Below are 18946 nucleotides of genomic sequence, written 5' to 3' on the forward strand. Positions count from 1 at the left end.
TAATGGACTATGGCTCGTCGTCGACATCAGGAAGAACATGTAAACCATGAACGTTGGCTGGTTTCCTACGCCGACTTCATCACCTTGCTGTTCGCCTTTTTCGTGGTGATGTACTCCATCTCGTCGATCAACGAAGGCAAGTACAAGGTCATTTCCGAGGCGCTGATCGGGGTCTTTACCGATTCCGATCGTTCGCTCAAGCCAATCCCCATCGGTGACGAGCGGCCGAAGACCGTGACCCCGGCCAAGCCGCTGGTCCATGACAGTGATCAGGTCGATGCCGGTGTCTCCGGCGCCAGCGATCCGCTCAAAAGCATCGCCGACGACATCAGTGCGGCGTTCGGTGACTTGATCAGCTCCAACCAGATGACCGTGCGCGGCAACGAGTTGTGGGTTGAGATCGAACTCAATTCCAGCCTGTTGTTCGGCAGTGGCGACGCCATGCCCAGCGACATCGCGTTCAACATCATCGACAAGGTCGCGGCGATCCTGAAGCCGTTCGACAACCCGATCCATGTCGAAGGTTTCACCGACGATCAGCCGATCCGCACCGCGCAGTACCCGACCAACTGGGAGCTGTCCTCGGCCCGCTCGGCCAGCATCGTGCGCATGCTGGCGATGCAGGGGGTGAACCCCGGTCGCCTGGCTTCGGTGGGCTACGGCGAGTTTCAGCCGGTGGCCAACAACGCCACCGCCGAAGGCCGCGCCCGCAACCGTCGCGTGGTGCTGGTGGTGTCGCGCAACCTCGATGTTCGCCGCAGTCTGACCGGCACCGGAACCGCCCATGCGCAACCGGATGCCGCATTGAAGCGTGCTGGCACACAAACTGCACCGACCCCGGTCAAGTCGCCGGTACGAGAGAGCGCCGTCAATTCTCCGTCACCGGCATTAACACGTTGAGCTATTTCTCGGTCGATCCGTTCGGCCGGGAGGAACAATCCGAATGAGAGTCTGGGCAGTCGCCAATCAAAAGGGTGGTGTCGGTAAAACCACTTCCTCCATCGCTTTAGCCGGTTTACTGGCGGAGGCGGGCAAGCGCGTGGTCGTGGTCGATCTCGACCCCCACGGCTCGATGACCAGCTACTTCGGCTACGATCCAGACACCCTGGAACACAGCAACTACGACCTGTTCCTGAACAAGGGCAACGTGCCCCAAGGCCTGCCAGGTCAATTGCTGCTGTCGACCAGCGACGAACGCATTTCCCTGTTGCCCTCCAGCACCGCACTGGCCACCCTTGAGCGCCAGTCGCCGGGGCAGAGCGGTTTGGGCCTGGTGATTGCCAAGAGCCTGGCGCAACTGTGGCAGGACTTCGATTACGCCGTGATCGACAGCCCGCCCTTGCTCGGCGTGCTGATGGTCAATGCCTTGGCGGCAAGCCAGCAACTGGTGATCCCGGTGCAGACCGAACACCTGGCGGTCAAAGGCCTGGAGCGCATGGTCAACACCCTGGCGATGATCAACCGCTCGCGCAAACAGGCGTTGCCCTTCACCATCGTGCCGACCCTGTTTGACCGACGCACCCAGGCGTCCCTTGGAACCTTGCGCGTGCTGCGCGACAAATTCCCCGAGGAAATCTGGCAAGGCTATATCCCGGTGGACACCCGCCTGCGCGATGCCAGCCGCGCCGGTCTGACGCCTTCGCAGTTCGACGGCAAGAGCCGTGGCGTTCTCGCTTACCGCGCGTTGCTCAAGCATCTGTTGGCGGCACAACTCGTGCCGCAGGTGGCCTGACATGACCCCGAACCCTGTAGGAGCGAGCCTGCTCGCGATGGTCGTCAACGCTGACGCGGGAAACCTGACATGATCCCGATCCCTGTAGGAGCGAGCCTGCTCGCGATGGTCGTCAACGCTGACGCGGGAAACCTGACACCCCGTGGCGCGCTCAGGTTTATCGCGAGCAGGCTCGCTCCTACAGGTCTGCGCGCATGAACCGCCCATTGAAGACCACCTCGCGTCCGCAACTGGCCTTGCAGTCGTATCTGGACAGCCTGCTGCAGGACGTGACTGAGGAGCTGACACCGCCAGTAGAGGCAGTGGCCGAGGAGATCGCGGCCGAAGCCGTGCTGGACGAATTTCAGGCAGCGGTGCTCGAAGAGCAGGCCCGGGATGCACAGAAAACCGCGCCTGTGGTCGCGCCAGTAGCTCCGGCGGCCAAGGCGCCGGTTGCTGTGGTCGAAGCGCCGGAGCCCGTTCTGGCACCGGTATCGACCCTTGCGCCGCTGTTGCAAACCCTGAACGCTCCGGTGATCGAGGAACCTCAGGCACGGGTTCCGCCCGTCGTCGAAGTGCACCTGCCGCCAAGCAATACGCCGCCACCGGTGGAAACCGATGGTCGTCCGTCCTGGGCTGCCGAACCCTTCGAATGCCTGCTGTTCGATGTCGCCGGCTTGACCCTGGCGGTGCCGCTGGTATGCCTGGGGTCGATTTATTCCCTGGCCGGTCACGAGTTGACGCCGTTGTTCGGTCAGCCGGAGTGGTTCCTGGGCATTCTGCCGAGCCAGGCCGGCAACCTGAAGGTGCTCGATACCGCGCGTTGGGTCATGCCCGACCGTTATCGCGACGATTTCAAGCAGGGCCTGCAATATGTGATTTCGGTGCAAGGCTACGAGTGGGGGCTGGCGGTGCATCAAGTCAGCCGTTCGTTGCGCCTGGACCCGAACGAAATCAAATGGAGAAGTCACCGAGGTCAGCGGCCATGGCTCGCCGGTACGGTGATTGAACACATGTGCGCCTTGCTCGATGTCGCCTCGTTGGCCGAGTTGATCGCCAGCGGCGGAGCCCGGCACATGTCCGGCAGCAAGCCGGGCCACAAACCGACATCAGTCAAATAAACAAAACAGGCGACGTCACTCTGATGACGTTGCACGGAACACACACCGCCAGGGCGGTTTCTTGAGGGGTCAGGGTATGAATGACAAGGCAACGGCGGCAAAGGGTTCCGAAGATCCGATCCTGCAATGGGTCACCTTCAAGCTGGACAACGAGACCTACGGCATCAACGTGATGCGCGTCCAGGAAGTCCTGCGCTACACCGAAATCGCCCCGGTCCCGGGTGCCCCGAGCTACGTGCTGGGCATCATCAACCTGCGCGGCAACGTCGTCACCGTGATCGACACCCGCCAGCGCTTCGGCCTGATGAATGCCGAGATCAGCGACAACACCCGTATCGTCATCATCGAAGCCGACAAGCAGGTGGTCGGGATCATGGTCGACAGCGTGGCCGAAGTGGTTTACCTGCGTCAGTCGGAAATCGAAACCGCGCCGAACGTGGGTAACGAAGAGTCCGCCAAGTTCATTCAAGGCGTGTGCAACAAGAACAACGAATTGCTCATCCTGGTCGAGCTCGACAAGATGATGAGCGAAGAAGAATGGTCGGAACTGGAGAGTATCTGATTGATTCTCGAGGTGGCGGTCATTGTCCTGTTCCTGTTCTGGGCAGGTACGCTGGCAATGTTCCTGGCGTACATACGCGCTCAAAAGCAGATCGCCGCGCAACAGGCCAAGGGTGATGCGCTGCGCGATCAGCGCATCAAGGACCTGGCCAGGCACGTCGACGACTACCAGAACGGCAATGTGCGCATGGGCGAAGACCTGCATGAACTGCGGGCGATCGTCGCGCCCCTGCCGGACAAGCTCGCTCAGCTGGAACAACGGGACCCCTCAAGTCTGTCATTCGCCCAGGCGGCGCGACTGGTCGGGATGGGCGCCAGCGTCAACGAACTGACCCAGTCCTGCGGCCTGACCCAGGCGGAGGCGGAGTTGATGAGCAAGTTGCACAAGAACTGACAGCCTGTAGGAGCGAGCCTGCTCGCGATGGACGTTAACGATGACGCGGGCCTCCTGGAGAAACGCGGCGCTCATACCTCCATCGCGAGCAGGCTCGCTCCTACAATGGTTCTATGTCGGACACAGAACAAGTGTTCACAGAAGACCAAATGTGGGAGCGAGCCTGCTCGCGAAGGCGTCCTCGAATGCGCAGCAATCTTCCCCGCGATCCGACGCATTCCTCTCTATCCTCAGACCGGGATTACGCTTTCGTAGTCTCCTGCCTATAGCACTCTCAGATTCCACCGTCTTGTGATCGCAACCAGCGATCAGTAGTTTGACCTGCCCAAACATACACAGTGCCAGGAAGGCCTATGCTCGATATCTTGCGCGGTACACCGCTGTGGGTTTATGCGGTGTTTTTTATTCTGAGTTACTACGGCGTCAGCGCCTGTTTCAGAAGCCACGTATCGAAAAGGTCATTGCAGATATCACCTGTGATATTCGTGGCTTTGTCCCTCGCATCGCTCAATCCCTCCCAGGAAATTGCAATCCAGCTTTCAGCCTATTCGTTGGGATTACTGGCGGGGTGGTGGGTGGCACTGCGTTTTTTCTCCTACAGCAATGTGCAGCGCGAAGGGAACCATCTGGTACTGCCTGGCACGATCAAGGTGCTGATTGTGTATTGGGGCTTTTTTGCCTGGCGCTACTACGGCGGTTACCAGGCGGCCATGTACCCGGAGCTGGCCAATGAAATGTCGGCGGTCGCAGGGGCGGCACTGGGGGCTGGCCTTATCAACGGTTTGATTGTCGGTCGCAGTCTCAGGCTTTTGCGGTTTTTCAGGTTTGAAGGCGCCACGCAGGCGAGGAATGACGGATGACCACCATTGGAGTATTCGCAGCGATCTTTAACGAGCAGCACGAGATCTTGTGTGTGCAGCGTAACTACCCGCCCTACGGCTGGACGACTCCCGGCGGACGCCTTGAAAATGGGGAGTCACCGGAGGCGGCCGTCGTTCGTGAAGTGCTTGAGGAAACCGGTTACCACGTCACGGTTGAAAAATTGATCGGCCTGTACTCGGCGCCATTCAAAGATGATCTGGTCATTTCCTTCGCATGCTGCATTACCGGCCGTGAGCAGTGGCTGCCTGGTGAAGAGATCTCTGCGATGGGTTTTTTTTCCTTGAGTGATCTTCCCGGACCTATGAAAAACAATACCCGCATTCGTGTGCTGGACGCCTTTGAAGGCAAGTCAGGTACCTGGAGAAGCTTTACCGCGGCGGAACATGCATGAACATGTTGTGACGCAGGCTCGCTTGGCCTGCTGTCGGCAATGTTCTGCTCAGCCGGGACCCTCTACGCAATACCTCCAAGGCGAATGGAGATGGGTGCCAGGTCATCACCCCCACGTTCAGTGACATCCTCCTCCGCGATCCAATATCCACGCACACCCCCGTCTGCAACCTCAATGCATCCACTTTCATGAACAGGCGCTTCGTGATCGCGGGCAGGTTCGCACTCGGGATACGGCCTACGTGGTCCTGGGAATCGGACTACTTGATTTGAGGAATGCGCCGACTTGAGACGGCCGGCTTCGGTCAGTACCGTGCAGTTCCTTTATTTGCTCTCGTTTTTGGACTGATGTCCTGCCCATGTTCAAACACGGAAGTTCACCATGCGCCCCATCATCGTAATCGACGACCCGACCTCTGATGGAGGGTGGGTGTGTGAAGGATCGCCCTGGACGGATATCAACGGTCTCGCGGTTGCGAGAGTCGGAGATCGAGTCTTGTGCCCGCATGGGGAATGCATGATCGAAAGTGGTGATGAAACACTGCTGGTCGATGACAGGGCGGTTGCTCGTGACGGGGATCTGACTTCCTGCGGTGCAAGGCTGATAGCTACGCAAAAGGACACTGGCCTTCTCTAAGGAACAGAGATGGAATATCGAACAAGTCTCTACGATCGGATCTCCGAACGCCGGTTGGCGGCGCAGGAGGCGCAACGCCTGGCGGATGCGATATTTCCCGCGGGGGATTTCACCTCCAACTGCGTCAGCATTGCGCGGGCCTGGGTCTGGCTACCCTGCGGCGCCTATGACGCACCGTTACCGGTAAGCGAACTGGCAGGAATGCGTACCGACTTTTCTCACGACCCACGCCTGCTGGATGCCAGCGGACTGCGTCGGCCCATTTGCCGTCTCGCCACTCCCATCGAAGGATGGCCAGCAGTCGAGGCGCTTGGTCGCTCCAGCGAAATCCTGCAGGGTGCCCTGAAAAAATGGGCATCGGCATTCCGCGAATCAATCGACTGGTCGAACACCCAGGTCGTGTTGTTCGTTCCAGACGCTGTCGGCGCGATGGACTGGATTGATCGAGTCGTGAGCCTGTGGCCTCGTGAGCTGATGCCGCTACGTGGTTTTGACTTGCAGACCCAAGCCCCCGCGCAGTGGTTGCCCGAGGTCCTTGGTCACAGTGCCGGGCCGCAGTACCTGTTGTGCCTAAGTCTGGCCACATGGGTCTGCAAGGAGCAGGTGCCGTGTCTCGCACCTGATGAGATGGCCGGCGAAGCGGTCAGCGCGGTGTTGCTGCATCGCCAGCCGAAGCTTGCGGACCTGCGGACCAACAGCGCTCTGAAACTGTTTGCGCCGATCCAGCTGGATCACCCGCCTCGCACTGCACAGGCGCGTATCGACACGCAAACCCTCGAACGGTTGATGGCAAAACTGTGCGAGCTCACGGCCATCGATCCGGTGCGAGTCAGCGTGCTGATCGGAGAGGGCGCACTCGGTGACAACCGCCTCACTCAGCTCGGCGAATATGCCCGGAAATTCTTGTCTGGCCTGGACCTCGAGCGCCAGGTTCGCCTCAACACAATGGGGGCCCGGTTCGGGTCTGTGACCGGGCAATGGGTGCAAATCGGCCTCGCTTGGCTGACTGCAAGCGCTGAACCTGGCTGCGCCGTGTGGATATTGGATCGCACATTGTCCGACCAGACCCGGGGCTGGCTGATCGGCTGAAGCCTCATGGATTAGTGAAACAGGGAGTTTGAACGGTGAATTCAATTACAGACACCGCATTGGCTTCGTTTGTCCAGCCATTGAGCCAGGCCGGACGCTTGTTGCAACTGACCACGCCCCAAGGGCAGGAACTGTTCGCGTTGCGAGCCCATGCCCGGGAGAGGCTGGGCCGGGTGCCTCGCTACACGGTAGACGTGATCAACCAGGCGACGGTGTTCGACCCGGAACAGCTCATTGGTCAGGCGGTGCAACTGAGCATCAAGCTGGACGACGGTAGCTTGAGCCCCAGGCATGGCTGGGTGGAAAGCGTCCGCTACCTGGGAAGTGACGGTGGTCTGGACGACTGGCAACTGGTCTTCGCACCCTGGTTCAGTCTGCTGGAGTACCGTGTGGATTGCAGGATCTGGCAGGAGGTGAGTCTTCCCGACATCTTCGCCCAGGTCTTCCAGCACTACAGCCAGGCGCGTGGCGCGTACCGCTTCGAACTGTCACGGGAATATCCGCTGCTGTCCTACGTCACCCAGTTCAACGAGACCGATGCCCATTTCGTGCAGCGCTGGTGCGAACAGGAAGGTTTGTTCTGGTACGTGGAACATGCGCTTGACAGCCACTGCATCGTCTTCACCGACAGTGTCATTCTTTTGCCGACCTTGAACCCGCCAGCCTTGCGTTTTCATGCGCAACAGGCCGCTGACCAACAAGACAGCATTACCCAATGGAGCCCCGGGGCCCGATTGCTCAATGGCGTGGTGCAATCGAGCAGCAGCGACTACCTCTGTCATGCCCGATCACAAATCACCCGAACCCCGGCGCTGCCTGCATCCTCGGCGCCACCCGATCTCGAGCGTTATCAATACCGTGGGCAATATGCCTGGCAAAACCCGGATCGGGGCGACTGGCTGAGCCGTGTGCAGATTGAACAGGACGAATCGGCTGCCAGGCGCATCCATGGGCAAGGTGGCGTGCGCCAGATGCAACCGGGTCATGGTTTCGAGCTGACCCAACATCCATTGTATGAATTCAAGGCGCCCAAGGAACGCCAGTTCCTGATCATCGCGGTCGAGTTTTTTGTCCAGAGCAACCTGCCGGTCGGCACGCAGCGCGTCAGCCCGCCCGGTAGCCTGAAAGCGCTTTTCGAATCCGAGCAACGCCAGTCGATGCACCAAGTGGATAACGAAGGCTTTTACCTGAACCGCTTTGAGACCCAGCGGCTGGACATTGCTTATCGCAGCCCTTTTGCCCATGCCAAACCGGCCAACCCCGGCCCGCAGACCGCCGTCGTCGTGGCCCCGAGCGGCCGCGAGGTCTTTACCGACAAGCTCAACCGTATCTGCGTCCGTTTTCATTGGGACCGTCTGCTCAAGGATGGCGAACTGGGCTCATGCTGGCTGCGCATGATGCAGTCCAGCAGTGGTGAGGGTTGGGGCAGCGTGAACGTGCCGCGCTCGGGGGAGGAGGTCGTGGTGACGTTCCTCGACAACGACATCGACCGCCCCCTGGTGATGGGGCAGGTCTATGGCGGACACAAGCCCGCCTGGCACTCAAGCGGGTTGATGAGTGGTTACAAGAGCCAGGAGATCAAAGGACTTGGCTACAACCAGTGGGTGATGGACGACTCCACCGGCCAGGTACGCACCCAGATCCATAGCAGCCACGGCCACAGCCAGTTGAACCTCGGTTATCTGATCGACCAGCAAGGCAATCAGCGTGGCGCCCTGCGGGGCACAGGTTTTGAGTTGCGCACCGATGCCTACGGTGCCCTGCGCGCGCAGCAGGGTTTGTATCTCAGCACCTGGCCACGCACCAAAGCGCAAGGCGGCCAGGTCGATGTCGAGGAAGCCCGCACGCAACTGACAAACGCCCAGGAGCGGGTCAAGGCATTGTCCGAGGCCGCTCGCCAGCACAATGCCCTGCCGATGCAGGGAAGTGTCGACAGCCTCGATCAACTTGAAATCGATACCCGGCTGGACTATGGCAGTGAAGACAAGCACCTCACCAGCACTCAACGACAACCCCGCAATGGCGGCGACACCGATGCGGCGATCAGCAGTGGTGGCCGTGGCCGCACGGCCGGTTTTCACAAGCCGCTGTTGATTGCTTCAGCGCCTGCCGACATCGTCACCGCGACGCCGCAAAATACTCACGTTCATAGCGGCAAGCAGTTGACCTTGTCGAGCGGAGAGGACATCAACCTTGCCGGCGGCCAGTCATTGCTCGCCAGTGTTGCTCAAAGCATCAGCCTGTTCGCCAAGGCTGCGGGCGCCAGGCTGTTTGCGGCCAAAGGCAAGATCGAAATACAGGCGCAGAGCGATGCCATCGAGCTCACCGCCCAGGACAGCGTGCGTATCACCTCGACCGGGTGTTCCGTCGAAATTGCCGCTCAGGATGAAATCCTGCTGACCAGCGGTGGCGCCTATATCCGCATCAAGGACGGCAACATCGACATCCATGCGCCCGGCACCGTTGATGTAAGGGGCGTGAAAAAGACCTTCAAGGGCCCGGCACAACTCAACCGCGAAAACCCTGCGTGGCCAACGGGCTCGGTCAGGCAGACGCTGGCATTGGCGGTCGGGCAAACCACTGCCGCAGGTTTTCAGCCGTGGGCGGGCATGCCTTACACACTCTTTGCCGATGGGCTTCAGGTCGCAAAAGGTGTCATGGACGGCAGTGGCCGGATTGCCGTCGACCACCACGTCACCACCCGCCGTTATCACATCGAACTGGCCAACGGCATCAGCTACGAGGTGCCAGTGGGCGGCGATTACCTGGGAGAGCCGGGCAATGCCGAACGGGCCAACCAGGGTTTCCACCGTCATGAGCAGCAACCTCGACCCGGCGATACGCCGCCAGACAGCTCCAGCCGGTTCCGCCAGGCCTATGCCCAATTGAACACGCCAGAGTCGGAGGCTTGAAGATGACCCCACCCACGATCACCGTCCCGATCGCCACGAGCAAGACCACCTCCTGCCAGCTCAACCTGCCATGGTTCGTGCAGTGCACCGAATACGGCCCGGTACCCGCCACCTTCGAGCCGCTGGTGAACGGCGAGCGTGCCTTCGGCTCGGTTTATGACGCCATCGAGACCGCCAAAAGCAGCGTGGAAATCATCTGTTGGGGGTTTCAGCCCTCGATGTATTTCAAGCGCGGCAAAGCGAATTCGCTGTGCATCGGCGATCTGCTGATCAAGAAAGCCCATGAAGGCGTTCAAGTCCGAATCCTGTGTTGGTACGACACCTTGCGCCTCGCCCAGACTTCGGAAAACCCGACGCCCGGTGACAACGTCACCAACTGGCTCGGCAAGTACAAGCAGAACCGCAACGACGCACAAGTCGAATATGACAAGATGTGGTATCGCCAGATCCGCCTGGCCTATACGGGCGCCGAAACCGGCCCCATCGAGCTGGGCCAGCGTTTCTTTCGCTTGTTGCTATGGGGCAACGATCCCTCTCTGCGGATCAAGAACATCGAATTCGTCACTCGCGACTTCGGCTTGCTGGATCGTGCGGAAATTGCCTGGCGCCTGAAATGGAAGGCACTGGACAAGGATCGCGACACGACCAACAAAGTCATGAGTTCGGTGGCGATGGTTGCCGAGCCAAGCCACCACCAGAAAATGGTGCTGGTGGACTACGAGCAACCGGAGGTCGCCGTCGGGTTCGTGATGGGGCACAACACGCTGGATGCCTATTGGGACAATGATGATCACAGCCACGTGCGACATCACGGGCAGTTCGGACGCAACGGCGAAACGCCCCGGCAGGATATTTCCAGCCGCGTGAGCGGTCCGGTGCTTGAGTTCTTGAACGACAACTTCTGTGCCGCCTGGAAAAAAGAAACCCGCATCGACCTGCTCGGCCCGCGTAAACACCTCGCCAGTCAACTGCGCGTGCGCCCAGGCTATGGCCCTACCGTCATGGCGCAGATACTCAGGACCCAAAGCCAGGAACGCATCCGCGACATCGAGAAGGTCTACCTGAAGGCCGTCAACAACACGACCCGATTCATCTACATCGAGAACCAGTACTTTCGCTGGCCACCGCTGGCGGACAAGATCAAGAGCGTCGTGCAAAACCTTCTCAAAGGCGGGCGTGATCTTGAAAAGGACGGGCCGCTGTATCTGTTCGTCGTGACCAACTCCTCCACCGAGGCCATGGGCGATGGCTCGGTCAATACGTTCCGCATGTTGAAGCAACTGGGCCGCCCGGAGCTGATGCCGGGTGTCGCCAAGGCCGAACGGCGCGACGGTCTAGAGGCCGAACTTGCCCAAGCCAGACTGGCCGAGCGCCTGGCTTCCATCAATGCAGGCATTTTCAAGGATCAACGCGATACCGAGCATGACCAGGCGGCGGCTCGGTACTACGAAACCTTGAAAGACAAGCTGGAACGCGCACGCGCCAGGGTCGCGCAGCTTGAAAAAGAATTTCCCCAGCAAGACCAGGCCGTCATATCCCCCACGGAAATTCCCGGCCTGAAAGTGCACATTTGTACCCTGGTGGCCCCAGATTCCCCGCCGGAAAACTGGATGGATGTGTATGTGCACAGCAAGTTGATGATCGTCGATGACGTGTTCACCACGCTGGGTTCCGCGAATATCAATACCCGCAGTATGCAGGTGGATAGCGAGTTGAATATTTGTATTGAGGATCCTGCGGTGACAAGGCCGTTGAGAGAGCATTTGTTTGGGGTGCATACGGAGTGGAGGGCTGCCGGGGGTGAAATGTCTAAGATATATAGAGAGTGGCAAGACATTATTAGCCTAAATAGAAATGCTCGAACGAATAACTCTCAACGTGAAGTAACGAGCGAGCCGGCGTCTCCAGTTGCATCATTGATTGAGTTTATGCGAGAAAGTCCTGACAGAAAAAATTGGGACTAGTTTATGAATAAAATATGTCTCGCGTTTAGTGTGTGTTTGTTTGCTATGGCCTGTTCAAAGGTGGAGGAAAGTATGGTGGGTGCCTCGCAGGTAAATTTTGCTTACAGTAGATTGGAATTTAAGTGCGCATATGAGCGCGATTCGTTACCTTTACTTAACCAAGATGCAGACGTTTTCTATCGGTATGGCCTTTACCTGGAAAAGCGTAAAGGACAGAAAGATTACGATGAGATCGCCCGCTATTATCGTATTGCGGCAGCTCACGATCACTACAAGGCCGCGACCAATCTGCAGTTCCTGTTGTCAACCGGACAAGCCCGCTCTCCTGACGCCAGTAAAGAGGTCATCGATCTAGCCGAGTATTATATTGCTCAAGGCATTCCCGGGGCTTATTACGATATGGCGCATTACCTCGAGTTGGGTTATGGCGTCAAGCAGGATGTCGCCGCGTCCAAGGCGTACTTTCGTCGGGCGGCCGATTTGGGGAATCCGGACGCTCAGTATTACATAGGCAGACTTCTGTCCTATGTACCCAATACGGCAAAAATCATGCTGGCGATGTACGAATGTTCGATGGAGCAAGGCAACAGATTGGCGGGGAGAGAGTATGCAAGTTATTCGAAGGTCTCAGGTTTGTATCGAGAGTCCTTGGAAGGCTACCAACATGCGACTAGAAATGGTGACGCAAACAGTGCCGGAAATCTGGCGAGTGCCTTCGAAGGGCCTCCAGCCTCCGATCGGTTGTACTACCTGGCTGTTCAGCAAGATGACGAGCGCGCCGACCGATACAATAGAATCACCGACTTCCTGACGCGACACGAACACCTCGGAGCAAAAGTCCCCGATCTGGATGACATCGTCCCACTTCCACCTGCGACCCTCCCCGAGTGGGACGGTACCTTCCAATGGAAACGCGAGCGTGACTCGGCTGTCCCCATCATTCCATCAGCAGAACTGATCGAGAAACTCAGCGCCGAAAAGGGACTTGATCCCGCCACGGGCTTGCCGCTGCCAAAACCCACCAGGAATACCTGACCATTATCGCCGGGGGAGCGAGTTGGAGAGTTCGGAGGACGTGAATAGATGAGGGGATTCATTAATTATCGAGTGAAGTTATGCCGGAATATAATCGTGTGGGGGCGAGTAGGCCGCTGCTGGCATTGTTCAGCTTCTTGATGATCACGGCCTGCTCAAAAAAAGAAGAGCAGATGCCTGATGCCGCGTCGGTAGACTTTGCCTACAGTAGACTTGAGTTTAAGTGCGCATATGAGCGTGATTCGTTGCCTGTATTGAATCATGATGCGGACGTCCTATATCGGTATGGCCTTTACCTGGAAAAGCGTAAAGGGCAGAAGGATTACGACGAGATCGCCCGCTATTATCGTATCGCGGCTGCGCAGGATCATTACAAGGCCGCGACCAATCTGCAATTTCTACTGTCAACCGGACAAGCCCGCTCTTTTGACGCAGGTAAAGAGACCATCGATTTGGCCGAGTATTATATCAATAAAGGGATTCCCGGGGCTTATTACGATATGGCGCATTATCTGGAGTTGGGTTATGGCGTAAAACAGGATGTCGCCGCCTCAAGAGCCTACTTTCGGCGTGCAGCCGACTTGGGGAATCCGGAGGCCCAATACTACATAGGTAGGGTTCTGTCCTACGTGCCCAATACGGCCGATATCGTATTGGCAATGTACAAGTGTGCGATGGAGCAAGGTAATCGATTGGCAGCAAGGGACTACTCAAGTTACTCGCAAGACTCAGGGTTTTATCAAGAGGCTCTGCAAGGTTACCAGACAGCTACCCGAAATGGCGACGATCTGAGTGCATATAATCTCGCTAATGCATTCAAAGGACCGCCTGCTTCCAATGAACTAAACTATCTGGCTTTACAGCAAGATGACGAGCGCGCCGATCGATACTATAAAATCAGCGACTTCCTGATGCGACACGAACACATCGGCGCAAAAGTCCCCGATCTGGATGACATCGTCCCACTCCCACCTGCGACCCTCCCCGAGTGGGACGGTACCTTCCAATGGAAACACGAGCTTGACTCGGCTGTACCCATCGTTCCATCAGCAGAGCTGATCGAGAAACTCAGCGCCGAAAAGGGACTTGATCCCGCCACGGGCTTTCCGCTGCCAAAAACCGCCGGGAACCTCTAATCAATGCTGTTCCTGCAATAACTGCACGTGATGGTCGGCATGGGCTGACTGAGTCCGGCGGCTTGGTCCAGGCTTAGAGAACCTGTAGGAGCGAGCCTGCTCGCGATGGTCGTTAACGATGACGCGGGCTTCCTGGAGATACGCGGCGCTCATACGTGCATCGCGAGCAGGCTCGCTCCTACAGTGGTTCCATGTCGGTCACAGAATCACTGCAGATCACCTGTGGGCGAGCCTGCTCGCGATGGCGCCCTTGAAATCTCAGTAATCATCCCCGCTTTCGGTGACGTCCTTCTCCACCATCAGCGCATCCGGCCCCATCCCCGCCGGAAACTTCCCCTTCAAACTCCACGCAAACGCAATGATCTCGGCAATCGTCAGATAGAGCTCCTGCGGAATGCTGTCCCCCAGCTCCATCCTCGCCAGCAGTCTCACCAGTTCGGCGTTTTCGTAGATCGGTACCTCGCAGTCGCGGGCAATGCGCAGGATTTCTTCCGCCAGCGCTTCGTCGCCCTTGGCGGTGAGGGTGGGGGCGTGGGTGCCGTCGTATTTGAGGGCGATGGCTTGTCTTGGGGCGTTGGGGTTTTTCATGCGGTTTCGTCGACCCAGCGTTGTTCGAGGCGGGTTTGCGGGCCTTGGGGTGGTGTGCCGTGGTGGCAGTCCAGGTCGCCGACGTTCAGGCCGGCGGACAGCAGGCGGTCACGTAGCCTGGCGAGGTTGCTTTCGATCAGGTTGGCGGTGTACGGCCGTTCGGCCCAGAGCTGGCCGGACAGGCTGCCCTTGATCAGTTGTGCCTGAATTTGCAGCGGCCCCAAGGGCTCCATGGCGAAGGCCAGTTCCACACGCCACAGCTGTTGTTTGGGTTCGCGTTCTTCGCGACGTTCCTTCGGCGGGTCTTTTTCGGGTGATTCTTCACGCTGGAACTTGACCTGCAAGGGCACGATGTCCTGCATATTGCGCATAGGGATTTCCAGTTGCCAGGTGCTCATCAGCCGTCCGTCGGCAGTTACGCCGGTTTGTTCCAGGCTCGACAGCTGATGGCTTTGCAGGCGTGAAACCGCGGCGGCGGCCAGGCGCAGCAGGTGTTCGAGGTCTTTTTCACCGTCGGCGCCTTGCAACTGGCGCTCGGGCAGCGGGAAACCGGTCGGCGACGGCTTGGCACTGACCTGGCCGAGCATGCCCAGGGCATTGCGGACAAAATTCGGCATGGCTTGGGCCAGGGTATTGGCGGCGATGATCGCGCCGAGGCTGGTGTTGGTCGGCAAGCCCTGACTCAACTGGGCCACCAGTTTGAGCAGATCGCCTTTGATGTCCGGCGCGAGCGTCGGGTTTTGCCCGGTCAGCAGTTTGCTTTCGAGGAACGCACCACTGCTGGCCAGGGCCTGGGCCAGGCCCTTGGGGGTGCTCAACTGTTGAACATCCGGCAAGCCGGCGAGCAACCGGGCAGCGGCGCTGCGCAATTCAACGGATGTCTGGTCCGAGGGCGCAAGGTTTTGCAGGAGCTTGAGCAAGCCGTCCAGCGATCCCTGGCGGCTTTGCTGGTCGACCAGTTGCCGGGTCACCTCCAGTTGTTCCTGTCGGCTGCTCAGTGGCACGAACTTCACGGTCTGGGCGTCCTGCACCTGCGCGCTCAACAAGGTGCCAATGCGCAAGGGCTGCGGGCTGTCGATGCTCAGGGTGCTGCCGCTCAGTGCGGTGTTGAGCAGGCCCACCATCGAGCGAAACACCATGGGCTGGCCGGGCACCTGGGGCAGCACTTGCGAGGTCAGCACTTTGCCCTGCAGCAGAGTGCCGACGGGCAGTTGCGCGGTGTCGAGGCGGGTGAGGGTGGCGATGCTGGAGGCAATGGCTTGTTGCACCGTCACGGCCAGGTTGCCGGCCGAGGGCTGGGTGACGACCAGCGTGGTGCCCTGGGCCAGCGGCTGATTGCTGGTGGTCTGGACTGTGGTCTGGCGGCCGCTGTCGAGGGTGACCTTGAGTAGCATCTGGAAAGTCTGGTCCGCCTGCTTGAGCGACAACACTTCGGCCTGGGCGGTTTGACCGACGCTGATCAGCCCCTCCACCGGGGTCAGCAATTTGAGCAGCTCGCCGCTGACCACCTGCGGGCGGGAAGTCGCCGGGAGGGTTTGCGGTAGCGGGAGGATGTTCATTTCGCCTGTCATACGCGGTCACAACCTGAGGAAAATGCACTCTTTAGAGTAAGGCATGGCATGTATAATGCCGCGCCGTTGTATCCAAAAATGGCGAAAACTTTGCAATTGTTTGACGCAGCTCTCTAGAACAAGACGTCATTGCATCTATGCTGCGTCTCTTTAACGGCCGCGCCAGAGCCGACTTGAACCGTATAAGGCCCGTGATCCCTTGACCAGTCCTGTCCTGCAAACCGTTGCCCTTGCCTGCGAGCGAGACCTTCGGCTGCTCTTCGAAAATCTCGATTTGAGACTGGCCAGTGGCGAAATGATGCAAATCAGCGGCCCCAACGGCAGCGGCAAGACCAGCCTGTTGCGCCTGCTCTCGGGGCTGATGCAGCCGACCGCCGGCCAGGTGTTGCTCAACGGTCAGCCGCTGAACGAACAACGCGGTGAGCTGGCGCGCAACCTGCTGTGGATCGGCCACGCCGCCGGGATCAAGGATTTGCTGACGCCGGAAGAGAACCTGAGCTGGCTGTGCGCCTTGCATCATCCGGCGACCCACGAGGCGATCTGGCAGGCACTGGCCGCGGTTGGCCTGCGTGGATTCGAGGATGTGCCTTGTCACACCCTGTCTGCCGGTCAACAGCGCCGCGTCGCCTTGGCGCGCCTGTATCTGGACAGCCCGCCGCTGTGGATCCTCGATGAACCCTTTACCGCCCTCGACAAGCAGGGCGTGGCGCAACTCGAAGAACACCTGGCCGGCCACTGCGAGCGCGGCGGCATGGTGGTGTTGACCACCCACCATACGCTGAGCCGGATGCCGGCCGGTTATCGCGATATCGATCTGGGGAGCTGGGCCGTATGAGTGTTTTCGGCCTGTTGGTCGCCCGTGAGGCTCGTCTGCTGTTCCGCCGTCCTGCGGAACTGGCCAATCCGCTGGTGTTCTTTGCCATCGTCGTTTCCCTGTTCCCGTTGGCGGTCGGTCCTGAGTCTCAATTGTTGCAAACCTTGTCTCCGGGGCTGGTCTGGGTCGCGGCACTTTTATCGGTCCTGCTCTCGCTGGACGGGCTTTTCCGCAGTGATTTCGAGGATGGATCCCTCGAACAGTGGGTCCTTTCGCCGCACCCCCTGGCTCTTCTGGTTTTGGCCAAGGTGCTGGCACACTGGGCTTTTTCCGGCCTGGCACTGGTTTTGCTCGCGCCCTTGCTGGCGCTGATGCTCGGTTTGCCTGCCGCCTGTCTGCCGGTGTTGCTGCTTTCGTTGCTGCTCGGTACACCGGTACTGAGCCTGCTCGGTGCGGTGGGCGCGGCGCTGACGGTGGGCTTGAAGCGCGGCGGCCTGTTGCTGGCACTGCTGATTTTGCCGCTGTACATCCCGGTGTTGATCCTTGGCAGTGGCGCCTTGCAGGCGGCCTTGCAGGGGATGCCGGCGACCGGTTATCTCCTGTGGCTTGGCAGCCTGACCGCCCTGGCGATAACCCTGACACCTTTTGCAATAGCTGCTGGCCTGAAGATCAGCGTCGGCGAATAATGAGGTCTGGTTAAAAAACAACCAGCAAAGACCCTGGCTCTTCACAGTAAAGAGCAACCGTGATGGAAACAGTATGAACTGGACGTGGTTTCACAAGCTCGGCTCGCCCAAATGGTTTTACGGCATCAGCGGCAAACTGCTGCCCTGGCTGAGCGTCGCGGCGTTGCTGCTGATCAGCGTTGGCGTGGTCTGGGGCCTGGCCTTCGCGCCGCCGGACTACCAGCAGGGCAACAGCTTCCGCATCATCTATATCCACGTCCCGGCCGCCATGCTGGCGCAGTCCATCTACGTGATGCTGGCGGTGTGCGGTATCGTCGGCCTTGTATGGAAAATGAAACTGGCCGACGTCGCCCTGCAATGCGCGGCGCCCATCGGTGCCTGGATGACCGCCGTGGCGCTGGTCACCGGGGCGATCTGGGGCAAACCGACCTGGGGCTCGTGGTGGGTCTGGGATGCACGCCTGACGTCCATGCTTATCCTGCTGTTCCTGTACTTCGGTCTCATTGCATTGGGCAATGCGATCAGCAATCGTGACAGCGCGGCCAAGGCCTGTGCGGTGCTGGCGATCGTCGGCGTGATCAATATCCCGATCATCAAATACTCGGTGGAGTGGTGGAACACCCTGCACCAGGGCGCAACCTTCACCCTCACCGAAAAACCGGCGATGCCGGTCGAGATGTGGCTGCCGTTGCTGCTGACGGCGCTGGGTTTCTACTGTTTCTTCGGCGCGGTGCTGCTGCTGCGCATGCGTCTTGAAGTGCTCAAGCGCGAAGCCCGGGCCAGTTGGGTCAAAGCCGAAGTGGAAAACAGCCTGGAGGTCGCTCGATGAGTTTTGCTTCATTCGGCGACTTCATCGCCATGGGCCATCATGGCCTGTATGTCTGGTCAGCCTATGGCATCTGCCTGGCGGTACTGACCCTCAACGTGGCGGCGCCGATCCTGGCCCGCAAGCGGTATCTGCAACAAGAGGCGCGTCGTCTGCGCCGGGAGAACGGCAAGTGAATCCGCTGCGCAAAAAGCGTCTTATCATCATTCTCGCGATCCTGGTCGGGGTCGGCGCTGCCGTCGGCCTGGCCCTGAGCGCCCTGCAGCAGAACATCAACCTGTTTTACACACCGACCCAGATTGCCAACGGCGAAGCCCCGCGGGACACGCGTATCCGTGCCGGCGGCATGGTCGAGGCCGGTTCCTTGCAGCGCTCCGGCGACTCGCTGGACGTGAAGTTTGTCGTCACCGACTTCAACAAGTCCGTGACCATCACGTATCGCGGCATCCTCCCGGACCTGTTCCGCGAAGGGCAGGGCATCGTCGCTTTGGGCAAGCTCAACGCCGATGGCGTGGTGGTGGCCGATGAAGTGCTGGCCAAGCACGACGAGAAGTACATGCCGCCGGAAGTGACCAAGGCCCTGAAAGACAGCGGCCAGTCGGCACCCACTCCCGCGAAAGAGGGCTAAC

The 18946-nt window shown here is 59.3% G+C and carries 20 protein-coding genes; 18 read left to right on the plus strand and 2 right to left on the minus strand.

Features of this window, described 5'->3' with window-relative positions; translation table 11 throughout:
* Positions 1-9 precede the first annotated feature (9 nt).
* The 13 genes from motD to ACM6J5_RS21560 all read left to right on the plus strand — a co-directional run bounded on the left by motD (position 10) and on the right by ACM6J5_RS21560 (position 13832).
* On the plus strand, positions 10-900 hold the full coding sequence (gene motD / locus ACM6J5_RS21500) for a flagellar motor protein MotD (protein WP_095944063.1): 891 nt from the start codon (positions 10-12) through the stop codon (positions 898-900).
* 43 nt (positions 901-943) lie between these two features.
* Positions 944-1732 carry a ParA family protein gene (locus ACM6J5_RS21505; protein ID WP_095944062.1) on the plus strand — a complete coding sequence of 263 codons (789 nt, stop codon included), beginning with the start codon at positions 944-946 and terminating at the stop codon, positions 1730-1732.
* Between the two features lie 194 nt (positions 1733-1926).
* Positions 1927-2832: a CheW domain-containing protein gene (locus ACM6J5_RS21510; RefSeq protein ID WP_414929298.1), complete on the plus strand. Its 906-nt coding sequence runs from the start codon at positions 1927-1929 to the stop codon at positions 2830-2832.
* Between the two features lie 76 nt (positions 2833-2908).
* Entirely contained in the window at positions 2909-3394 is a 486-nt protein-coding gene (locus tag ACM6J5_RS21515) for a chemotaxis protein CheW (protein ID WP_007980742.1), read from the plus strand.
* The gene (locus ACM6J5_RS21520; protein WP_095944060.1) at positions 3395-3787 is read left to right on the plus strand and encodes a DUF2802 domain-containing protein; all 393 of its coding nucleotides are present in this window, start codon (positions 3395-3397) and stop codon (positions 3785-3787) included.
* Positions 3788-4140: 353 nt separating this feature from the next.
* Positions 4141-4647, plus strand: coding sequence for a hypothetical protein (locus tag ACM6J5_RS21525; RefSeq protein WP_414929299.1), 507 nt, complete (start codon positions 4141-4143; stop codon positions 4645-4647).
* Positions 4644-5060 (plus strand): NUDIX hydrolase, encoded by a 417-nt coding sequence (locus tag ACM6J5_RS21530; RefSeq protein WP_414929300.1) that lies wholly within the window; start codon positions 4644-4646, stop codon positions 5058-5060. Before ACM6J5_RS21525 ends, ACM6J5_RS21530 begins: the two co-directional genes overlap by 4 nt.
* 381 nt (positions 5061-5441) lie before the next feature.
* Positions 5442-5696: a PAAR domain-containing protein gene (locus tag ACM6J5_RS21535; protein WP_095944057.1), complete on the plus strand. Its 255-nt coding sequence runs from the start codon at positions 5442-5444 to the stop codon at positions 5694-5696.
* 9 nt (positions 5697-5705) lie between these two features.
* Positions 5706-6785, plus strand: a complete 1080-nt coding sequence (locus tag ACM6J5_RS21540; RefSeq protein WP_414929301.1) for a hypothetical protein — start codon at positions 5706-5708, stop codon at positions 6783-6785.
* Positions 6786-6820: 35 nt separating this feature from the next.
* Positions 6821-9697, plus strand: a complete 2877-nt coding sequence (locus ACM6J5_RS21545) for a type VI secretion system Vgr family protein (RefSeq protein WP_414929302.1) — start codon at positions 6821-6823, stop codon at positions 9695-9697.
* 2 nt (positions 9698-9699) lie between these two features.
* On the plus strand, positions 9700-11661 hold the full coding sequence (locus ACM6J5_RS21550; RefSeq protein ID WP_414929303.1) for a phospholipase D-like domain-containing protein: 1962 nt from the start codon (positions 9700-9702) through the stop codon (positions 11659-11661).
* A gap of 3 nt (positions 11662-11664) precedes the next feature.
* Complete coding sequence (locus ACM6J5_RS21555) at positions 11665-12696, plus strand: sel1 repeat family protein (protein WP_414929304.1); 1032 nt, start codon at positions 11665-11667, stop codon at positions 12694-12696.
* Between the two features lie 80 nt (positions 12697-12776).
* The gene (locus ACM6J5_RS21560; RefSeq protein WP_414929305.1) at positions 12777-13832 is read left to right on the plus strand and encodes a DUF6396 domain-containing protein; all 1056 of its coding nucleotides are present in this window, start codon (positions 12777-12779) and stop codon (positions 13830-13832) included.
* 258 nt (positions 13833-14090) lie between these two features.
* On the opposite strand, the gene ACM6J5_RS21565 is transcribed toward ACM6J5_RS21560, so the two are convergent.
* Positions 14091-14420, minus strand: coding sequence for an EscU/YscU/HrcU family type III secretion system export apparatus switch protein (locus ACM6J5_RS21565; protein ID WP_095944050.1), 330 nt, complete (start codon positions 14418-14420; stop codon positions 14091-14093).
* Complete coding sequence (locus ACM6J5_RS21570) at positions 14417-15991, minus strand: flagellar hook-length control protein FliK (RefSeq protein WP_414929306.1); 1575 nt, start codon at positions 15989-15991, stop codon at positions 14417-14419. Before ACM6J5_RS21570 ends, ACM6J5_RS21565 begins: the two co-directional genes overlap by 4 nt.
* A 199-nt stretch (positions 15992-16190) precedes the next feature.
* On the opposite strand from ACM6J5_RS21570, the gene ccmA reads away from it, so the two are divergent.
* The 5 genes from ccmA to ccmE all read left to right on the plus strand — a co-directional run bounded on the left by ccmA (position 16191) and on the right by ccmE (position 18945).
* Positions 16191-16826 (plus strand): cytochrome c biogenesis heme-transporting ATPase CcmA, encoded by a 636-nt coding sequence (gene ccmA, locus ACM6J5_RS21575; RefSeq protein WP_095944048.1) that lies wholly within the window; start codon positions 16191-16193, stop codon positions 16824-16826.
* On the plus strand, positions 16823-17491 hold the full coding sequence (ccmB, locus tag ACM6J5_RS21580) for a heme exporter protein CcmB (RefSeq protein ID WP_007980754.1): 669 nt from the start codon (positions 16823-16825) through the stop codon (positions 17489-17491). Before ccmA ends, ccmB begins: the two co-directional genes overlap by 4 nt.
* Positions 17492-17564: 73 nt before the next feature.
* The gene (locus ACM6J5_RS21585) at positions 17565-18320 is read left to right on the plus strand and encodes a heme ABC transporter permease (protein ID WP_414929307.1); all 756 of its coding nucleotides are present in this window, start codon (positions 17565-17567) and stop codon (positions 18318-18320) included.
* Positions 18317-18493: a heme exporter protein CcmD gene (gene ccmD, locus ACM6J5_RS21590; protein WP_060541438.1), complete on the plus strand. Its 177-nt coding sequence runs from the start codon at positions 18317-18319 to the stop codon at positions 18491-18493. The genes ACM6J5_RS21585 and ccmD overlap by 4 nt, the downstream gene beginning before the upstream one ends.
* The gene (ccmE, locus tag ACM6J5_RS21595) at positions 18490-18945 is read left to right on the plus strand and encodes a cytochrome c maturation protein CcmE (protein ID WP_414929308.1); all 456 of its coding nucleotides are present in this window, start codon (positions 18490-18492) and stop codon (positions 18943-18945) included. The genes ccmD and ccmE overlap by 4 nt, the downstream gene beginning before the upstream one ends.
* Position 18946: the final 1 nt, after the last annotated feature.

The sequence above is a fragment of the Pseudomonas sp. IT-P74 genome (assembly GCF_949768175.1).
In the GTDB taxonomy this organism is placed as follows: Bacteria; Pseudomonadota; Gammaproteobacteria; order Pseudomonadales; family Pseudomonadaceae; genus Aquipseudomonas.

Coding starts and splice junctions, on each gene's coding strand:
- motD (WP_095944063.1), top strand. CDS start 10: ATGGCTCGTCGTCGACATCAGGAAGAACATGTAAACCATGAACGTTGG.
- ACM6J5_RS21505 (WP_095944062.1), top strand. CDS start 944: ATGAGAGTCTGGGCAGTCGCCAATCAAAAGGGTGGTGTCGGTAAAACC.
- ACM6J5_RS21510 (WP_414929298.1), top strand. CDS start 1,927: ATGAACCGCCCATTGAAGACCACCTCGCGTCCGCAACTGGCCTTGCAG.
- ACM6J5_RS21515 (WP_007980742.1), top strand. CDS start 2,909: ATGAATGACAAGGCAACGGCGGCAAAGGGTTCCGAAGATCCGATCCTG.
- ACM6J5_RS21525 (WP_414929299.1), top strand. CDS start 4,141: ATGCTCGATATCTTGCGCGGTACACCGCTGTGGGTTTATGCGGTGTTT.
- ACM6J5_RS21530 (WP_414929300.1), top strand. CDS start 4,644: ATGACCACCATTGGAGTATTCGCAGCGATCTTTAACGAGCAGCACGAG.
- ACM6J5_RS21535 (WP_095944057.1), top strand. CDS start 5,442: ATGCGCCCCATCATCGTAATCGACGACCCGACCTCTGATGGAGGGTGG.
- ACM6J5_RS21540 (WP_414929301.1), top strand. CDS start 5,706: ATGGAATATCGAACAAGTCTCTACGATCGGATCTCCGAACGCCGGTTG.
- ACM6J5_RS21550 (WP_414929303.1), top strand. CDS start 9,700: ATGACCCCACCCACGATCACCGTCCCGATCGCCACGAGCAAGACCACC.
- ACM6J5_RS21555 (WP_414929304.1), top strand. CDS start 11,665: ATGAATAAAATATGTCTCGCGTTTAGTGTGTGTTTGTTTGCTATGGCC.
- ACM6J5_RS21560 (WP_414929305.1), top strand. CDS start 12,777: ATGCCGGAATATAATCGTGTGGGGGCGAGTAGGCCGCTGCTGGCATTG.
- ACM6J5_RS21565 (WP_095944050.1), bottom strand. CDS start 14,420: ATGAAAAACCCCAACGCCCCAAGACAAGCCATCGCCCTCAAATACGAC.
- ACM6J5_RS21570 (WP_414929306.1), bottom strand. CDS start 15,991: ATGACAGGCGAAATGAACATCCTCCCGCTACCGCAAACCCTCCCGGCG.
- ccmB (WP_007980754.1), top strand. CDS start 16,823: ATGAGTGTTTTCGGCCTGTTGGTCGCCCGTGAGGCTCGTCTGCTGTTC.
- ACM6J5_RS21585 (WP_414929307.1), top strand. CDS start 17,565: ATGAACTGGACGTGGTTTCACAAGCTCGGCTCGCCCAAATGGTTTTAC.
- ccmD (WP_060541438.1), top strand. CDS start 18,317: ATGAGTTTTGCTTCATTCGGCGACTTCATCGCCATGGGCCATCATGGC.